The sequence below is a fragment of the Carnobacterium sp. genome, from assembly GCF_040274425.1.
In genome coordinates this window covers 46233-64641 of record NZ_JBEMBC010000008.1, presented here as the reverse complement: position 1 = coordinate 64641, position 18409 = coordinate 46233, and the positions used below count along the sequence as shown (strand labels likewise).

The 18409-nt window shown below is 35.8% G+C and carries 15 protein-coding genes; 12 read left to right on the top strand and 3 right to left on the bottom strand.

The window, feature by feature from the left end; all coding sequences use genetic code 11:
* The 3 genes from ABS911_RS03045 to ABS911_RS03035 all read left to right on the top strand — a co-directional run.
* Positions 1-609 (top strand): cation transporting ATPase C-terminal domain-containing protein (locus ABS911_RS03045; protein WP_350466238.1); only part of this gene is annotated, 609 nt, incomplete at its 5' end.
* A gap of 197 nt (positions 610-806) precedes the next feature.
* Entirely contained in the window at positions 807-2162 is a 1356-nt protein-coding gene (locus ABS911_RS03040) for a DUF1576 domain-containing protein (RefSeq protein ID WP_350466237.1), read from the top strand.
* Between the two features lie 285 nt (positions 2163-2447).
* Positions 2448-3839, top strand: coding sequence for an L-cystine transporter (locus tag ABS911_RS03035; protein ID WP_350466236.1), 1392 nt, complete (start codon positions 2448-2450; stop codon positions 3837-3839).
* Between the two features lie 455 nt (positions 3840-4294).
* On the opposite strand, the gene ABS911_RS03030 is transcribed toward ABS911_RS03035, so the two are convergent.
* Genes ABS911_RS03030 through ABS911_RS03020 form a run of 3 tightly spaced genes read right to left on the bottom strand, consistent with a single transcriptional unit; the run spans position 4295 to position 7103 of the window.
* The gene (locus ABS911_RS03030) at positions 4295-5521 is read right to left on the bottom strand and encodes an ABC transporter permease (protein ID WP_350466235.1); all 1227 of its coding nucleotides are present in this window, start codon (positions 5519-5521) and stop codon (positions 4295-4297) included.
* Positions 5522-5535: 14 nt separating this feature from the next.
* Complete coding sequence (locus tag ABS911_RS03025; protein WP_350466234.1) at positions 5536-6225, bottom strand: ABC transporter ATP-binding protein; 690 nt, start codon at positions 6223-6225, stop codon at positions 5536-5538.
* Between the two features lie 14 nt (positions 6226-6239).
* Positions 6240-7103 (bottom strand): efflux RND transporter periplasmic adaptor subunit, encoded by an 864-nt coding sequence (locus ABS911_RS03020; RefSeq protein WP_350466233.1) that lies wholly within the window; start codon positions 7101-7103, stop codon positions 6240-6242.
* Positions 7104-7297: 194 nt separating this feature from the next.
* Here ABS911_RS03020 and ABS911_RS03015 point away from each other — a divergent pair, with 194 nt between their 5' ends.
* The 9 genes from ABS911_RS03015 (at position 7298) to nadE (ending at position 18396) form a co-directional block, all read left to right on the top strand.
* A complete protein-coding gene (locus tag ABS911_RS03015; protein WP_350466240.1) occupies positions 7298-8032 on the top strand; it encodes a metallophosphoesterase in 735 nt (244 codons plus the stop codon).
* 39 nt (positions 8033-8071) lie between these two features.
* Positions 8072-9052, top strand: coding sequence for an ABC transporter ATP-binding protein (locus tag ABS911_RS03010; protein WP_350466232.1), 981 nt, complete (start codon positions 8072-8074; stop codon positions 9050-9052).
* A gap of 1 nt (position 9053) precedes the next feature.
* Positions 9054-10571 (top strand): ABC transporter permease/substrate-binding protein, encoded by a 1518-nt coding sequence (locus ABS911_RS03005; RefSeq protein ID WP_350466231.1) that lies wholly within the window; start codon positions 9054-9056, stop codon positions 10569-10571.
* Positions 10572-10635: 64 nt separating this feature from the next.
* Positions 10636-11472 carry a metallophosphoesterase gene (locus ABS911_RS03000; RefSeq protein ID WP_350466230.1) on the top strand — a complete coding sequence of 279 codons (837 nt, stop codon included), beginning with the start codon at positions 10636-10638 and terminating at the stop codon, positions 11470-11472.
* A 154-nt stretch (positions 11473-11626) separates the two neighbouring features.
* Positions 11627-13804 carry a Tex family protein gene (locus tag ABS911_RS02995; RefSeq protein WP_350466229.1) on the top strand — a complete coding sequence of 726 codons (2178 nt, stop codon included), beginning with the start codon at positions 11627-11629 and terminating at the stop codon, positions 13802-13804.
* Positions 13805-13975: 171 nt separating this feature from the next.
* Entirely contained in the window at positions 13976-14428 is a 453-nt protein-coding gene (locus ABS911_RS02990; RefSeq protein ID WP_350466228.1) for a SprT family protein, read from the top strand.
* A gap of 33 nt (positions 14429-14461) precedes the next feature.
* The gene (locus ABS911_RS02985; RefSeq protein ID WP_350466227.1) at positions 14462-15883 is read left to right on the top strand and encodes a glycosyl hydrolase family 28-related protein; all 1422 of its coding nucleotides are present in this window, start codon (positions 14462-14464) and stop codon (positions 15881-15883) included.
* A gap of 80 nt (positions 15884-15963) precedes the next feature.
* Positions 15964-17442, top strand: a complete 1479-nt coding sequence (locus tag ABS911_RS02980; protein ID WP_350466226.1) for a nicotinate phosphoribosyltransferase — start codon at positions 15964-15966, stop codon at positions 17440-17442.
* A gap of 126 nt (positions 17443-17568) precedes the next feature.
* Positions 17569-18396, top strand: coding sequence for an NAD(+) synthase (gene nadE, locus ABS911_RS02975; protein WP_350466225.1), 828 nt, complete (start codon positions 17569-17571; stop codon positions 18394-18396).
* Positions 18397-18409: the final 13 nt, after the last annotated feature.

Sequence of the window (18409 nt, the reverse complement as noted above, 5' to 3'; positions counted from 1 at the left end):
GGTGAAGTGCTTACCTTATTTATTGCTACTTTACTAGGGTGGAATATTTTAGCACCGGTCCATATTTTATGGATCAATCTTGTGACAGATACCTTCCCAGCAATTGCTTTAGGGTTAGAACCAGCTGAAGCGGACGCAATGAAAAAGCCACCAAGAGGAAGAAAAGCGACCTTCTTTTCAAATGGCGTTCTTCCCAGCTTGATCTATCAAGGGATTTTTGAAGGAGGAATTACATTATTTGTGTACTGGTGGGCAACTCACTATCCAGCACATCCAAATGATTTACATTTAATTCATGAAGATGCTTTAACAATGGCGTTTGCTACACTAGGTTTACTTCAACTATTCCATGCATTTAATGTCAAATCGATTAAAAAATCGCTATTTACTGTTGGGTTTTTCAAAAATAAAACCTTCAACTTAGCTATTTTACTATCGGCAGCATTATTAAGTGCAGTTATTTTAATACCTGGCTTAAATGATGCGTTTAGTGTTTCATCATTAAATGTTGAGCAATGGTTGTTAGTATTTGGCGCATCCATTTCAATTATTCCTTTAGTAGAAATCGTGAAGTTCTTTATGCGAAGGTTCTCTAAGAATAAAAATTGATGAAAGAGAATAAACTAAATAGAAAAAAGCATTCCTGATTTTAGGGATGCTTTTTTTAGAAAGATAACATACTATTTAAAAAATAAATTGTGCTTGCAAAAAAGGCGTGTTATTATTTTTGAATAGCAAGTACTCGCTTTTTTTAAAAATGAATTTTAAAGTCTAATCGGTTTATTAAAGAAAAGAGGTTGATGCTTATGGAAAAAGTATGTTTTCCACCTGTACAGGAAGAAGATCCATTGATAACAGAAAAAATAAAATATAGTATTGCTTTTCTATTTTCTCTTACGCTAGTTGGACTAGCTCTTCACTTCAACACACTTGAAGAAATTTGGTATGGAAGTCTTAAAATCCTTATTTCTCCAGCTAATTTAGTAACGGATTATTTCAAACTCGCAAATGTTGGCGCGGCATTTATCAATGCAGCACTAATGATCATAAAGAGTCTATTTATTATCCGCTCAACGAAAGTAGCACTAACGGGACCATTATTTGCGGCTATCTTCACGATAGCAGGATTTTCTCTATTTGGTAAAAATTTATTTAATTCTATTCCAATTATTGTAGGAGTATATTTATATGCTAAAGTGACTCGTACTCCGTTTAAAAATTATTTATTATCTGCTTTATACGGAACGGCTTTAGGACCATTAGTGAGTGAAGTAGCGTTTAACAGCGGATTTTCATTTTTTACGGGAATTTTTTTAGGATGTAGTGCTGGAGTTATTGTGGGCTTAGTTTTGCCACCTTTATCACGTCATTTTGCTAGTTTTCATAAAGGGTTTAGTCTGTATAATATTGGGTTTACTGCTGGAATTATTGGTATGGCTTTCATTGCATTTTTTAGAGCCTATGGCATAGAAGTAGATACAGTTCATTTAGTATCCAGTGGTTATAATCAGCCGTTATCGATTTATCTTTATAGTTTATTTATTTTATTATTTAGTGGTGGCCTTTATTTCAATGGTGGTTCATTTTCTGGGTACGCAAAATTTTTGAAAGAAGATGGAAAAGGTGGACCAGATTTTATAAAGCATCATGGTTTAGGATTAACATTGATAAATATGTCTTTGTTAGGTATTTTGACTACTACTCTTGTGTTAATTGTAAGAGGAGAATTAAATGGACCAGTAATTGGTGGCATATTTACAGTAGTTGGTTTTGGAGCTTTTGGGAAACACGTGAAAAATGTTTTTCCTATTCTTTTAGGCGTGTTACTCGTAGGTATGCTGACATCAACTGAATTATCAACTACTAGTTTTTTACTTACTGCATTATTTGGAACAACTTTAGCACCTGTTAGTGGGCACTATGGAGTAATTGCAGGAATTATAGCAGGTAGTTTGCATATGGTTATCGTAACGAATATAAGTTATTTACATGCAGGTATGAACCTTTACAATAATGGTTTTTCAGGAGGATTTACAGCGGCTATAATCGTTCCTTTATTAGAAGTCGTTTTCTTCCATAAAAATAACCGAAAAAATAAAGAACTGATAAAGCCTATAATTAATACTGAACCTGTTGAAGACATTGAAAAGACCAAGCCATAATTTAAATAACACAATGTAAGTAAGTTAATGAAACGCTTCAAACTGACGAGCCATTATTAGTTTGAAGCGTTTAGTTTAGATAAATTTTTAGCGTTATTTCTCTGGATATTATTTTCCACTTGATTTCCTTACAAAAGTAAAGTAAAATTTATAGGTCACTGAAAATGTAAGGAAGTTCCTCATTTTTAGGGTAGTTACTTTGGACGGAGCTACTTGAGACCTTTAATCTTATGATGGATCTGTTTTCTTAAGTTTATTAAGGAAGCAAAAAAGGGAGGATTTATTATGACAAATCTTTATATAGGTATTGTTTTGGTATTATTCATTGCAGTACTTATTGGATTCTGGCAATTACAAAAAAAACACATGAAATTTTCAACACGTGTTTTTATTGCTTTAGGATCAGGTGTTTTATTTGGAGCTATTCTACAAGTGATCTTTGGATCAGGTAGTGAAGTAACAACCCAATCGATCGAATGGATCGATATCGTTGGATCAGGTTACGTTAAATTTTTACAAATGTTGATCATGCCATTGATTTTTGTATCCATTGTAGGAGCTTTTACAAAAATTGAAGGGTCTAAAAACCTTGGTAAAATCAGTTTTAACGTATTAGCAACATTACTTGCTACAACAGCAGTAGCTGCCTTAATAGGGATAGCTAGTGTAATGGTGTTTAACTTGGACGGAGCAGAATTTAGTCAAGGTACTGCTGAAACTGCACGTATTGCAGAATTAAGTGAAAGAGAAGCACAAGTAGCAGATTTAAGTATTCCTGAACAAATTTTAGAATTTATTCCTGTTAATTTCTTTGCAGATTTATCTAATTCTCGCTCTACAAGTACGATTGCTGTTGTTATTTTTTCAGCTTTTGTCGGCATAGCGTACTTAGGTGTCCATAAAAAAGATCCAGAAGCTGGAGAATTTTTTGCTAAATTAATTAGAAGTTTATATGCTATTGTGATGCGTATCGTTACATTAGTATTGCGTTTAACACCATATGGAATTTTTGCGTTGATGACTAAAGCATTAGCGACAAGTGATTTTAATGCATTGCTTAACCTTGGTGTGTTTGTAATTGCTTCATATGCAGCAATCATTGTTATGTTTATCATTCACATGATTATTTTGATTGGTTTAAAAGTCAGCCCAATTCAATACTTGAAAAAAACTTTTACAGTATTAAGTTTTGCATTTACTGCACGTTCTAGTGCTGGAGCATTACCATTAAATATTGAAACACAAACAAAAGCATTGGGTGTGGATGAAGCTTCTGCGAACTTTTCTGGAACGTTCGGTTTATCTATCGGACAAAACGGTTGTGCAGGTATTTATCCAGCAATGTTGGCAGCTATCGTAGCGCCAACAGCCGGTATAGATGTTTTTAGTCCAGCGTATATTCTTACGATCATGGCTGTTGTTACTATTAGTTCATTTGGTGTTGCTGGTGTAGGTGGCGGAGCAACATTTGCTGCGTTAATTGTATTAGGATCATTAAATTTACCTGTAGCAATTGTTGGATTAGTTATTTCTGTTGAACCTATTATTGATATGGGTCGTACAATGTTAAATGTAAACGACAGTATTATTGCTGGTATCGTATCATCTAAGCGATTAAAAACATTCGATGAAACGATTTTCAACGATGACTCTGCAGTTGTAAAGTCTGATATCTAAATCACTAAATAAGTAAACAAAAAGCGCTCAAGAATACTCTTGGGCGCTTTTTGTTTTGATTTTATAATTTTTTGCGTATTCCATGTGTAAAGAGCTTTCGTTTAGGTTTATTGATTAAATAGATGCCATAGAAGGAGCTATTTGATTAATATAACAGATGTATTGATTAAATAAGCACCAAATAAGTTTCTGTTTGATCAATAACCTACTTTATTGATCAAATGAGTACCAAAATAAGTTTTTATTTGACTAATAAAGTAGAATTATTGATTAAATGAGCATCAAAATAAGGTTTCATTTGACTAACCATACAAACCTGTTGATCAATCTTGCCAAACTATTTTTTGATCCTAACGGAAGTTGTTCTGTAGGAATACTAAGTTTTATTCTGTTAGCTAAACAGAATTTTTATTTTGAACTACCAACACTATTTGACATACAGCTACTTTTTAAAATTATTCGTATCTTAAGGCTTCTATTGGATCTAACTTTGCTGCTTTTCGAGCGGGGTAGATACCAAAGAAGATCCCAACAGCAGTAGAGAAAAGAAGTACTAAAAGAACAGAACCTAAAGTGATGTTAGGTACAATACTTAAGGCATTGGAAATACCATTTGCAAGAAGTATACCCAATACAAGACCGATGATTCCACCAATCAAAGTTAAGATGACAGCTTCCATTAAGAATTGGAAAAGAATTGTATTAGTTGTCGCGCCTAAAGCTTTTCTTGTTCCGATTTCACGTGTACGTTCGGTCACGGACACCAGCATAATATTCATGACGCCGATTCCGCCTACTAATAAAGCAATGGCTGCGACAGCGGCTATAAAGTTGACAAATAAACCTAATACAGAATCGACTTGATCTAAAGCTTGTAAAAAATTCGTTGCTGTATAGTAATCATTACCCACAGAGTCATGTCTAGTTTCTAGTAAACGGACCATACGATTAGAGACAGATTCAATCGCATTCTTATCCGTTACTTGAACCGTTAAACTATTGATAACAGCTACACTAGGATTTAACTTTTCCATTGTTGTAAGGGGAAGAGCTAAAGATAAAGGCATTTGACTAAGGTCAAATGATCCTTGTAATTCTTGAAAGGTTCCTTTTACTATCCCAATGATTTTTAAGTTCAGCACGTTTCCTGTATTCCCAATCAGTTGGATCGTTTCACCGATAACATCTTGGCGGCCATTGAATAAAGCTGTAGCTGTATCTTCACTGATTACAACAACTTCTTTTGCATCATCATAATCATTTTGATTGAAGTATCGGCCAGAAACGATCGTGCTATCCATCGATTGGTTTGTGTATTGTAAATCTGGTGTACCGCTAAAGGCCAAAGCTGAACGACTTTCAAAATCAGACCGAACAGTTGTGTTTGCTGTATTGTCTGGTGAGATACGAGTGATTTCTGGAATAGAACTTTTTAATGCTACAATATCCGCATCTGTAATCATCTCAATACCGGTTGCTTCATCGCTGACAGACAACGAAATAGTAGATGCGCCAAAATCATTAAAGGTTTTAGTGATCTCTGAAGTTGCACCATTTCCTACAGCTAAGATAGCAATAACAGCAGCAATTCCTATAATAATGCCTAACATGGTTAAAATAGAACGCAGTTTATTTGAAAAAATACTGTCAACAGCCATTTTAAAATTTTCACGAATGTTCATGCCGAAGTTCCTTTCTACATTAATTTTTGCTGCTGCAGCTGGTCGTTTACTAATGCGCCGTCTCTAAATGTAACAATTCGTTTAGTGTACAATGCAACTTCAGGTTCATGAGTGACCATCACGATAGTGGTTCCTTCAGTATTCAACTCTTGGAAAATACGCATAATATCAACAGTCGTTTTAGAATCAAGATTTCCAGTAGGTTCATCTGCCATCAAAACAGAAGGCTCATTTACGATTGCTCGAGCAATGGCAACTCGTTGTTTTTGTCCACCGGAAATTTCGTTTGGCTTATGCTTGACGCGATTACTTAATCCAACTCGTTCTAAAGCTGCTAGAGCACGTTCTTTTCTTTCTTTCGGCTTTACGCCAGCATATACTAAAGGCAACGCAACATTTTCTAAAATGGACATCCGAGGCATTAAATTAAATGATTGAAAGACAAAACCAATTTCTTTGTTACGAACTTTTGCACTTTCATTGTCGTTTAAATCGCTGACATTTTGTCCATTCAGTATATAAGTACCTGAATCAAAACGGTCCAATAAACCTATTATGTTCATTAAAGTTGATTTACCAGATCCACTAGGACCCATTATTGCAGTAAACTCACCAGCCATTATTTCCAGGGAAATAGTGTCTAAGGCTACCAAAGTTTCAGAACCAGTTGTATAGGTCTTAACGATATCTTTAACACGGATCATAGTAGGACTCCTTTCTAGTCAATGGTCACTTTAGTACCATTTTGAATAGTATCATCTGGTGATAACACAATAGTTTGATCTAAAGTCAGTCCATTTTTTACTTCTACATGAGTAGTGGACTGAATACCTGTTTCTATTTTTGTAGCAAAGGCTTGTCCATTTTCTACAACGTAAACATAGGGTTTATTGTCTTCATCGTACATTAAAGATTCTATAGGAATGACCAAAACATTCTCTGCGGTATTGGTTATGATATCAACATCAATATCGAAACCTACAAATAAATTCTCTGGTGGTGTGTCAAAGGAAATAATGGATTTTAAAGTAGCGGCAGGTGTACCCGTTTGACTGGTTACAATAGTGGCGATAGGGTGAATCTGAGAGACGGTTCCATTAAATACATCTTCTCCAGAAGTCAAAAGCGCAACTTGACCTTCTTTAATAAGTGGAGCATCTGATTTGCTGAGCTCAACCACAACTTGTAAGTCAGCCAAATTAGCTAGTGAAATAGCTGGGTCACCACTTTGACTGCTGAGATCAACTTGGTTGTCTCGTGCATTGACGGCTGTAACGGTTCCATTGAATTCAGCCGTTTGACTTGTTCCATCGCTATATGAAATGAGGATATCACCCTCCTGAACAGCATCTCCAACATTTACAGTTACCTCTTGAACCATACCTTGACCAAAAACAGATTGAGTTTGAGTAGATTCAATTAATCCAGTTGTGTTTAATCGTTCCTCAACCGTTTCTTGTGATACTTTTGCTGTTTGTACCTTTAGCGTTTCGTCTTTTGTATTGGATTCTGCGATACTGTAAATGATAAATGCTAAGACCGCGATTGCCGCAACTATTCCAAGTCCTTTTTTCCAATTCATAGCCTCTAGTCACCCCTTCTGTAATGTAATCAGTAATGGAAAATAACTTGTTCATTTATAAGGAATATTATAAGGATTATTATTTTTATAGTCTAGACTAATGGCTTATATACAAAAATATGATAAACCGTTATTTTATAAAAATAATTCGACAACTGGTATAATAATGAAAAGTCCTAAAGAGGTGTTGGATGATGAAAAGAGAATTGTTTGCAATTGGAGATGTTCATGGTCAAATTACACTTTTCAAACAAATGCTAACCAACTGGAATGAAGAAACGCAGCAGTTGCTTTTGATTGGTGATTTGGGGGATCGGGGGGAGAATCCAAAAGACTGCATCTTATTGGCACAATCACTTGTAGAAAAAAAAGATGCCATTTATCTAAAAGGAAATCATGAAGATATGTTATTGGCCTTTTTGAACCATCCTGAACAAAACTATGATCTGTATTGTTTGAACGGTGGGATGAAAACTCTAGAAACTTTCTTACATCCGGGCTTAGATGCGGAGTACTCTCCTACAGAAATCGTGATGCTTTTGACTAGTCGTTATCCAGCCTTAAAACCGTTCCTTGAGTCATTGCCTCTTTACTATGAATGGGGACGCTTTTTATTTGTTCATGCAGGCGTGGATTTATCAAAACGCGATTGGCATCAAACATCTAGTGAAGATTATGTCTGGATTCGAGATGCATTTCATGAAATGAAAAATACTACCGGAAAGATCATTGTATTCGGCCATACGATTACGCCATTTTTATATGGAGACAACCAAACAACTGATTTATGGATAAAAGATAACAAAATAGGGATAGATGGAGGTGCAGTATACGGTGGTGCGCTTCACGGGGTACTATTTAATGAAAAAGAGTTAGTTAGAGACATCAAACTAGACAATAAAGGCTATGTTTGGGATGGGTTGACGTAATTGTAGCCTAAATAAAATGGGGTTTAAAGGAGAGCGAAGATGATACTTTTTGAAAATGTTTCTAAAGAATATGAAAAAGGAAAACCAGTTGTATCAAATATCAATTTAGAAATAAAAGACGGGGAATTTTTTGTGTTTATCGGACCCAGTGGCAGCGGAAAAACAACAACATTAAAAATGATCAATCGTTTGATTTCATTAACGTCAGGTTTTATTCGCATTGACGGTAAACCGATCAGCGACTATAATTTACAAGAATTGCGATGGAATATTGGGTATGTACTGCAGCAAATTGCTCTATTTCCAAATATGACGGTTGAAGAAAATATTACGATCGTACCAGAAATGAAAAAATGGTCCAAAGAAGATATGAAAAATAGAGTGACTGAGCTTCTTGAAAGTGTTGGCCTGGAACCAGAAGCATACCGAAATCGTAAAACTTCTGAACTTTCAGGAGGAGAACAGCAAAGAATCGGTGTTATTAGAGCGTTAGCAGCTAACCCGGATATCATTTTAATGGATGAACCATTTAGTGCATTAGATCCAATCAGTAAACGCAACTTACAAAGAGATGTGGCAAAGTTGCAAAAAAAATTGAATAAAACAGTAGTTTTTGTAACGCATGATATGCAAGAGGCGTTAGCTTTAGGGGATCGTATCTGTTTAATGAACAATGGGAAAATAGAGCAAATAGGAACACCAGATGACATTCGAAAACATCCAAAAAACGATTTTGTGCGTAAATTTTTACAAACGGGTATAAGTGAATTTAAAGAAACCCCAACGATTCAACAGATTCTGGCAACTGGAAAGTTAGAAGCTAGTGAATCAGTTGAAGGAATAGGACCCTATTTAGCTCCCCATGATACGATTGACACATTGATCATCGCTTTAGCTAAAGAAGAATTTATTATTATCAAAGAGAATGAAGCCGATGTGATAGGCAAGATCACAAAACAACAGTTGCTTAATTATTTGGCACAAGAAATCCACGTTGAAAAAGAAAGTGTGGTGAACTAGTATGAATGAATTTATCACTACCTTTCAAGAACGTAAAGGTGAATTAGTAACAGCGCTGATTGAACATATGCAATTATCATTTGTCTCATTGTTTATAGCAGTGATTATAGCTATTCCGCTAGCAATCTACTTAACTAGACATAAAAAATTAGCAGCTGTTATGATCCAAATCACTTCTATTTTTCAGACCATTCCATCACTTGCTCTTTTAGGATTGATGATTCCTTTAGTAGGTATAGGATCTGTACCCGCTATTATAGCGTTGGTTCTTTATGCTTTATTGCCTATTTTAAGAAATGCCTACACAGGAATAATGGAAGTTGATCCATCACTAAATGAAGCAGCAGACGCAATGGGGATGAATCGATGGAAGAAACTCATCAGAGTACAAATTCCGATTGCTATGCCAATCATCATGGCGGGGATTCGAAATGCAATGGTGTTGATTATTGGAACTGGAACCATTGCGGCTTTAATTGGGGCCGGTGGATTAGGAAGCCTTATTTTATTAGGAATCGATCGTGGAAATAATTATTTAATTTTATTAGGAGCGATTCCAGCAGCATTACTAGCAATTTTATTTGATTACCTGTTGAGTATATTTGAAAAAATTTCGTTTAAGAAAACAGTGATCACCTTAGGCATCCTCAGTGTTATTATTTTGGCCTTACTGCTTGCACCATTCTTGATGAAAGACAAAGAAGAGCTGGTTATTGCCGGTAAATTAGGTGCCGAACCTGAAATTATTATGAATATGTATAAATATTTGATTGAAGAAGAAACAGATGTGGCTGTCACATTAGAACCTAATATGGGGAAAACAACTTTCGTATTCAACGCATTAGAATCCGGAGATATTGATATTTATACAGAGTATACTGGAACGATTTTGGCAACTTTTTTAAATGAAGAATTAAGTTCAACAGATGAACAAGATGTTTATCAGCAAGCTAAAGAAGGTTTAGCAGATCAGTATAATATGTCCTTGTTGGAACCTATGGCATTTAACAATACTTATACGCTTGCGGTCACTTCAGAACTAGCAGAAGAATACCAACTTGAAACTATTTCTGATTTGATCCCAATTGCAGATGAAATCAAAGCCGGTTTTACTTTAGAATTTTCTGATCGTCAAGATGGATATCTAGGAATCCAAGATTTATATGGATTAACCTTTGGTGATGTCCAAACAATGGAACCAAAACTTCGTTATGCAGCTATTGAAACAGGAGATATCAATTTAGTAGATGCTTATTCAACGGACAGTGAACTTGCTCAATATGATTTAGTCGTTTTAGAAGATGATCAAGGATTGTTCCCACCTTACCAAGGAGCTCCGTTATTATTGGATGAAACCTTAGAGGATTTTCAAGAACTTGAGAGCATTTTAAACCAATTGTCCGGGGAGATTACTGATGCTGAAATGCGAGACATGAATTATGCTGTAAATGTGACTGGAACAAGTGCAAGCGAAGTAGCGCAACAATTTTTAGTTGAAAAAGGATTAATAGAAGAATAAATGATCATCAATAAAGATTAGATCAAAATAATTATTTTTATAAGGTACAATAAAGGAGAACGTTATGAAAATTGGTGTGCTATCAGATTTACACATTGATACCAATAAGAAAAAATTAGCTGAAAATGAAACTTTTGCAGGAATTCTCGTTAAGCAGATTAACCATCAAAATATTGATATCTTGTTAATTGCTGGGGATATCAGTAGCGATTATTTAGTATCTCAACAATTTATAGATGAAGTCACAGAAAGAAGTGGTATTTCTGTTTTGTTTGTCCCAGGAAATCATGACTTTTGGTCATTAAAAAATGGAGAAACAGATACAAAAAAAATCTACCGTTTTTTTGAGAAACAATCCAATAGTTTATTAAATAAACCGTATATTTTGAATGATGAATGGGCAGTTGTTGGTAATGGTGGTTGGTATGATTATGGGTATGCGGATCAAGAGAAATACACTAAGTCAGAATTCGATGACATGAAATTGAGAATTGGAGTATGGCAAGATAAGCGCTATGTTCATTGGGGAGAAGAAAATAAACAGGTGGCTCAATGGATGTTAGATAAGTTAGAAGCAGATCTTCAATCTGTTGGAGAGCGAAAAGTTATCTTGATGACTCATGTTGTTACCCATCCAAAATTTGTTGTACGATTGCCACATAAAATATATGATTATTTTAATGCTTTTTTAGGAAGCTCTTCTTATGAAAAGATGTATCAAAATTACCCAATTGTTTATAGTATTATGGGTCATGTCCATTTCAGAAAAACCTTAGTAGATAACCAAGTGAATTATATTTGTGCTTGTTTGGGAGGCTCGAAACACTGGCTGACCAAAGATCCGGAAGCAGAAGTAGTGAATGCACTACTGACATTTCAATTGCCAGAAAAAACGAAGTAACTAAAAATGAGCTAAGTATGCAAAAAGGTTAAACTCTTTTTGCATACTTTTTTTGTAGTTAATAAATTACAGAGGTATTTAAGAGGAGTTTGGTTAGCCTCTTATGTTTATGGTAAAATAGTTAAGTAAAGTGGAACGAGAGAGGAAGAAATACATGATGGAAACAAACGAATCAATTGTACTAGATTTATTGAAAAATGAATTAAAAAGTTACTCTAAAAAGCAAATAATAACAGTCTTAGATTTATTGGCTGAAGGGAATACAGTCCCATTTATAGCTCGATACCGAAAAGAAATGACCGGTACATTGGATGAAGTTCAAATACGCGAAATAGAAGAGCGTCATCAATACTTAACAAATCTAGAAAAACGCAAAAATGATGTTTTGAGAAGCATTGGAGAACAAGGAAAATTAACACCAGAACTTGAAGGGAAAATTAAAAAAGCAATAAAAATGCAACTTGTAGAAGATTTGTATCGACCATTTAAACAAAAACGACGTACAAAAGCCACGATAGCCAAAGAAAGTGGATTAGAGCCTTTAGCACAATGGTTGTTGTCTTTTCCAACAACCGATGTACAAGTAGAAGCTGAAAAATATATTAATGAAGAATATAAAATTGCCTCAAGCGAAGAGTCTTTAGCTGGAGCACACGAGATTCTTGCTGAACGAATTGGGGATGAACCTACTTACCGAACTTGGATTCGTGAGTATAGTTCTAAAAATGGAGCGATCACAGCTAAAGTTAAGAATGCTGAAAAAGATGAAAAAGGAACTTTTGAAATGTACTATGACTATAGTGAACCGTTGACAAAAGTTGCATCTCATCGTATTTTAGCGATGAATCGTGGAGAAAAAGAAGATATCTTGAAAGTTTCTTTTGATTTAAACGAACAAAAAATTCATGAGTATTTGGAAAAGCAATTAATCGAGCAGTCTAATTCTACGGCGGTACCTTTTATAAAAGCGGCTTTTGAAGATAGTTATAAACGGTTCATCGGACCATCTATTGAACGTGAGATCCGTGCAGAATTAACAGAAAAGGCTGGAGAACAAGCTATTCATATTTTTGGAGAAAATTTACGCAATTTATTATTACAAGCGCCACTAAAGGGAAAGATTGTTTTAGGTTTAGATCCGGCTTACCGTACAGGGTGTAAACTAGCAGTTATTGACCCCACAGGTAAGGTGCTAGCGATTGATGTGATTTATCCACATAAACCAGCAGGTGCAGCTGCACGTGCTGAAGCAGCAATTAAATTCAAACAATTAGTTGAAACTTACCAAGTTGAAATGATTGCAATTGGAAATGGAACAGCTAGTCGTGAATCTGAAACGTTTGTTTCGGAAAACTTAAAAGAAATGGAACGACAAGTTTTCTACGTGATTGTGAATGAAGCAGGTGCATCTGTTTACTCAGCAAGTAAGACAGCTCGAGAAGAGTTCCCTGATCTGCAAGTTGAGCAAAGAAGTGCGGTTAGTATTGCCCGCAGATTGCAAGATCCTTTAGCTGAACTTGTAAAAATCGATCCTAAGTCAGTTGGTGTCGGTCAATACCAACATGATGTGTCTCAAAAACGCTTGGAAGAGCGCTTGGATTTTGTTGTAGAAACCGCAGTTAACCAAGTGGGTGTAAATGTAAATACTGCAAGTACACCATTATTGCAACATGTTGCAGGATTGAATAAAACAACAGCTACCAATGTTGTGGCTTATCGTGAAGAGAATGGTAGATTTGAAAGTCGTGCTCAATTGAAAAAGGTTGCTCGCTTAGGCCCTAAAGCTTATGAACAAGCTGTAGGATTCTTACGCATCATTGACGGGAAAAATGTATTAGACAATACAGGTATCCATCCTGAAACCTATAAAGAGGCAAAACAAATTTTAGAATTAGCTGGATTGACCTTATCAGATGTTGGGAGTCTAGAAGCTAAGAAAGTTTTGGAGAAAATAGACGTAGCACCATTGGCTGACCAAGTTGGATTAGGTAAGGAAACTGTAAAAGATATGTTGCAGGCCTTGTCAAAACCTGGCCGTGACTTAAGAGATGAACTATCAGCTCCGTTATTGCGTACAGATGTTTTAAGTATGGAAGATTTAATACCGGGCATGGAATTAGAAGGAACGGTTAGAAATGTGGTTGATTTTGGAGCATTTGTAGATGTCGGAGTCAAACAAGATGGCATGGTTCATATTTCTAAATTAAGCAAAGGATACATTCAACATCCAACAAATGTTGTTTCAGTAGGCGATGTTGTGACGGTTTGGGTCGATAGTGTGGATCTGAAAAAAGGTCGAATTGCCTTAACAATGTTGAAACCAAAAGAATAAAAATGGATAGCAACATAAATGATTGGTAAAAAAAGGAGTTGGGGAAAATCCAACTCCTTTTTTGCTTAACAGCTTTTAGTTGTGAGACAACCTTTAAACTTGTAAAATAAACCATAAGTAAATCAATAGGAAGCGAAATGAAAATTGAGATTGGAATAGGAAGAGTAAGTTATGAATGAAGCGGAATTACAGACCTTAGTGGAAAAGACCTCACGTGATTTTTTTGGGTTACCTTTTCAACATGAAGCAGTATTTAATTATCGTTTGCGTACAACCGGAGGACGCTATCACCTAAAGTCTCATAATCTAGATTTTAATCCCAGAATTCTAGAAGCTTTTGGAGTGGAAGAATTTTTAGGAGTGATCAAACATGAATTGTGCCATTACCATCTGCATTTATCAGATAGTGGTTTTCAACATAAAGACAAAGAGTTCAAACAATTACTGACAGCTGTTGGTGGATCAAGATTTGTAAAATCGTTAAGCAAACCTCAGGCAGTAAAGAAAAGACTGCTTTACCAATGCCAAGGATGTTCTCAAGTGATTTATCGACAGCGCAAAGTCAATACACAGAAATACGTTTGTGGCCAATGCAGAGGTAAATTAGTGCACGTTGAGATTTAAGAGGAAACGAGTTGAATCTTAGGGGGGAAGAGAATGAATCAAGAGCAAACGATCCAGCAAAGATTAACGGCTATTTTTCCAATGTACGGAATCCCATTACAAAAACAACGAGCAATCAATCAAACGGAAGACTTGTTTCGTACGTTGAATGGCAGATTGGCTGAGCCTAAAAAAAATGGGTTAACGATAAATGTCCCTAGTAGAAATAAGACTGATTTTACTACAGAACGACCTGTCTTGGTTAATCAAAATGGAAAAGTTTCCCCACTTTGGAAGATCGTATTGGACTATGAAATGAGTTGGTTGGAAAATAAAGTAACGTCAGTTTCTGTGGTTGATTATGGGGCAGTCGGAGACGGGAAATCAGATTGTACAAGAGCTTTTAAAAGAGCACTTTCCTCAGGACATAGACGTGTCCTCGTACCACCAGGCAAATACGTTGTCAAAGGAATTGAGATTCCTTCTTATACAGAATTGGTCGGAAGTGGCATAAATGAGACTGTTCTCGTTTTGCATAAAGCGGCTCCCAAAAAAACACGATTGATCACGAATAAACACTATTTAAAAGGAGATCATCACATTCGTATTGAAGGAATGAGTTTAGACTGGAACGTTGCAAGATTGAATGGTCATGATAAAACAGCTAGTGGAGGGACTTTTTCCAGTGGGATCACCTTAGCTCACGTTAAGTATGCCGTAGTTTGTAATGTGAGAATCAGCGATCCAGGACTGCATGGCATTGATGTCACATCTCCAGTGTACAATTATCTTGGCGATGGTCTTAGAGCAAGAGGCGGTAGTCAGTATATCTGGATAGACCAAGTTGAAGTCAGTGGATTTGGTGATGATGGGATAACGACTCACCATAGTGATTATATATTCATCTCTAACTCTTATGCTCATCATCCTAGTGGTCGTGCTCATAAAGAAGGCTATTCAAACTCAAATGGAATTGAGATCGATGACGGTTCACAACATGTTACCTTGACGAATAACCATACGGCTTTTTGTTTTGGAGGAGTCGAAATAAAAGCACATGAAACAAGCTCAGCAGCCTCAGATACTCAAATCATTGGCCATTTTTCGGACCACGACAATCGGTCATATAATTTTAGACACATTGGTCACCACCAAGGTGAGGAGGCGTATTCTAAGTCAGCATTTGGCATACGGGCGACCTTTCTTGCGGCTTGCTACCCGCAAGTGACAAAGTTATATACAGCCTCAACCCCAAGAGCACTAGTGGTATCAGCTTATCAAAAAGTTGCGATCCGACATTTTTTCGCAATAACAAAACCTGAAAATCGTTTAGATAAAATTGCTTTATCTATTCAATACCGTGCAGGAGAAGTAGCCATCAAAGAAATTCGATTAAAAAATTATGAAGGAGCTAGAAAACCTATTCGTCTCGGAAAAGAAACCGGACGAGTATATATAGATGAAGGAAATGAATGAGATAAAATAGTGAAATCATCTTTTTTTTCAAGCTTTTATGGTATGATAAAAAGGAAAAAATGAGAGTTAGGGGAAGAGTAATGAATACGATATATCCAGATGACAGTTGGGCATTACACACTGATCTATACCAAATCAATATGATGAAAACCTATTGGGAGCTTGGAAAAGCAGACACACATGCGGTTTTTGAATCCTATTTTAGAAGCAACCCTTTTAATAGCGGGTATGCTGTTTTCGCTGGCTTAGAACGCATTGTAAATTACATTCAAAAATTAAAATTTACACAAAGTGACATTGATTACTTAAGAAGTTTAAACACGTACCCAGAAGAATTTTTAGATTATTTAAAAGATTTTAAATTCAAAGGAACGATTCGTTCAATGGTTGAAGGAGAAGTTGTTTTTGCAGGAGAACCACTTATTCAAGTAGAAGGACCGTTAGCAGATTGTCAACTAGTTGAAACAGCTATTTTAAATGTTTTAAATTACCAGACCTTGATTGCAACCAAAGCTTCTAATATCAAATCAATTGTAAAAGATGAACCTGTTTTAGAATTTGGTACGAGAAGAGCACAGGAAATGGATGCGGCTATTTGGGGAACAAGAGCTGCTTTTATTGGAGGGTGTGACGCTACCAGCAATACACGTGCAGGTAAAATATTTAATATACCGGTTAGCGGAACACATGCACACTCATTAGTACAAGTTTACCGAAACGACTATGATGCGTTTATAGCGTATGCTACGACACACAAAGACTGCGTTTTTCTCGTTGATACTTATGATACATTGAAATCGGGTGTGCCAAATGCTATACGAGTTGCAAGAGAACTTGGCGAAAAAATCAACTTTTTAGGTGTACGTATTGATAGTGGAGATATGGCATATATTTCAAAAAAAGTACGCCAACAACTTGATGATGCTGGATTTACTGAAGCAAAAATATATGCATCAAATGATTTAGATGAAAAAACAATTTTAAATTTAAAAATGCAAGGCGCTCGGATCGATGTTTGGGGTGTAGGAACAAAACTGATCACTGCTTATGATCAACCTGCTTTGGGAGCAGTTTACAAACTGGTTTCCATTGAAGATGAACAAGGTAACATGGTAGATACGTTAAAACTTTCCAGCAATGCTGAAAAAGTATCAACACCTGGTAAAAAACAAGTATGGCGTATTACTAAGAATGACGATGGGAAGTCAGAAGGCGACTATATCACTCTTTGGGAAGAAAGACCCGACCAAAAGGAAGAATTGTTCATGTTCCATCCGGTACACACCTATATTAATAAAACAGTAACGAATTTTAGTGCCAGACCATTACTGAAAGAAATTTTTGTAGATGGAAAATTAGTTTATGATTTGCCAAAATTAACGGAAATTAAAACGTATGCTGAAGTCAGTCTAGGAATGCTTTGGGAAGAGTACAAACGCAGCTTAAATCCAGAAGCTTATCCAGTAGATCTATCACAATCAGCGTATCACCATAAAATCAAGTCCATTGAAAAAGCACGTGATGACGTGAATAAATTGTCCAAAAAACCAATTATCTAATAGTAAAATAGCTAAGAAAAAAGAATCAGTTACTGATTCTTTTTTTGAAATTAGAAATATTAGAGTCGTAAAAAGAACTATGCTATACTACATTTAACGATTAATCAAAGAGAAGAGGCTACCGTTATGTCAGATTTGAAAAACCAAATTATTGAAGAAATGCATGTTCATCCATCAATTGATCCAAAAGTTGAAGTGCGAAAAAGTGTGGATTTTCTAAAAGACTATTTGAAGAAACAGTCATTTTTAAAAACGCTAGTATTAGGTATTAGTGGAGGACAAGATTCTACATTAGTTGGGAAATTAAGCCAATTGGCTATGACTGAATTGCGCGAAGAGACTGGAGACAGCAGTTATCAATTTATTGCTGTACGACTTCCTTATGGCGAACAAGCAGACGAAAAAGACGCTATGGACGCAATAGCCTTTATCGAAGCGGACAAAGTGGTTAAAGTGAATGTAAAGCCTGGAGTAGATGCAACAGTAAAAACACTAGAAGATAGTGGGACATCCGTGAGTGATTTTGTAAAGGGAAATATCAAAGCTCGTCAACGAATGATTATTCAATATGCGATAGCTGGAAGTCATAATGGAGCAGTAGTAGGTACAGATCATTCTGCGGAATCGGTTACGGGTTTTTATACAAAATTTGGAGATGGTGGTACCGACATCAATCCTATCTTTAGATTAAATAAGCGTCAAGGAAAAGCGTTACTAAAAGAACTAGGAGCGCCTGAACATCTTTACAAAAAAATTCCAACTGCTGATTTAGAAGAAAATAAGCCTTCTTTACCAGATGAGAAAGCTTTGGGTGTCACTTACGACCAAATTGATGACTACTTAGAGGGTAAAGTTGTACCCGAAGAAGCAGCACTGAAAATCGAAAACTGGTACGTGAAAACAGAACACAAACGTCACCTTCCAATTACTATTTTTGATGATTTTTGGAAATAAAAAGAAAAGAAAT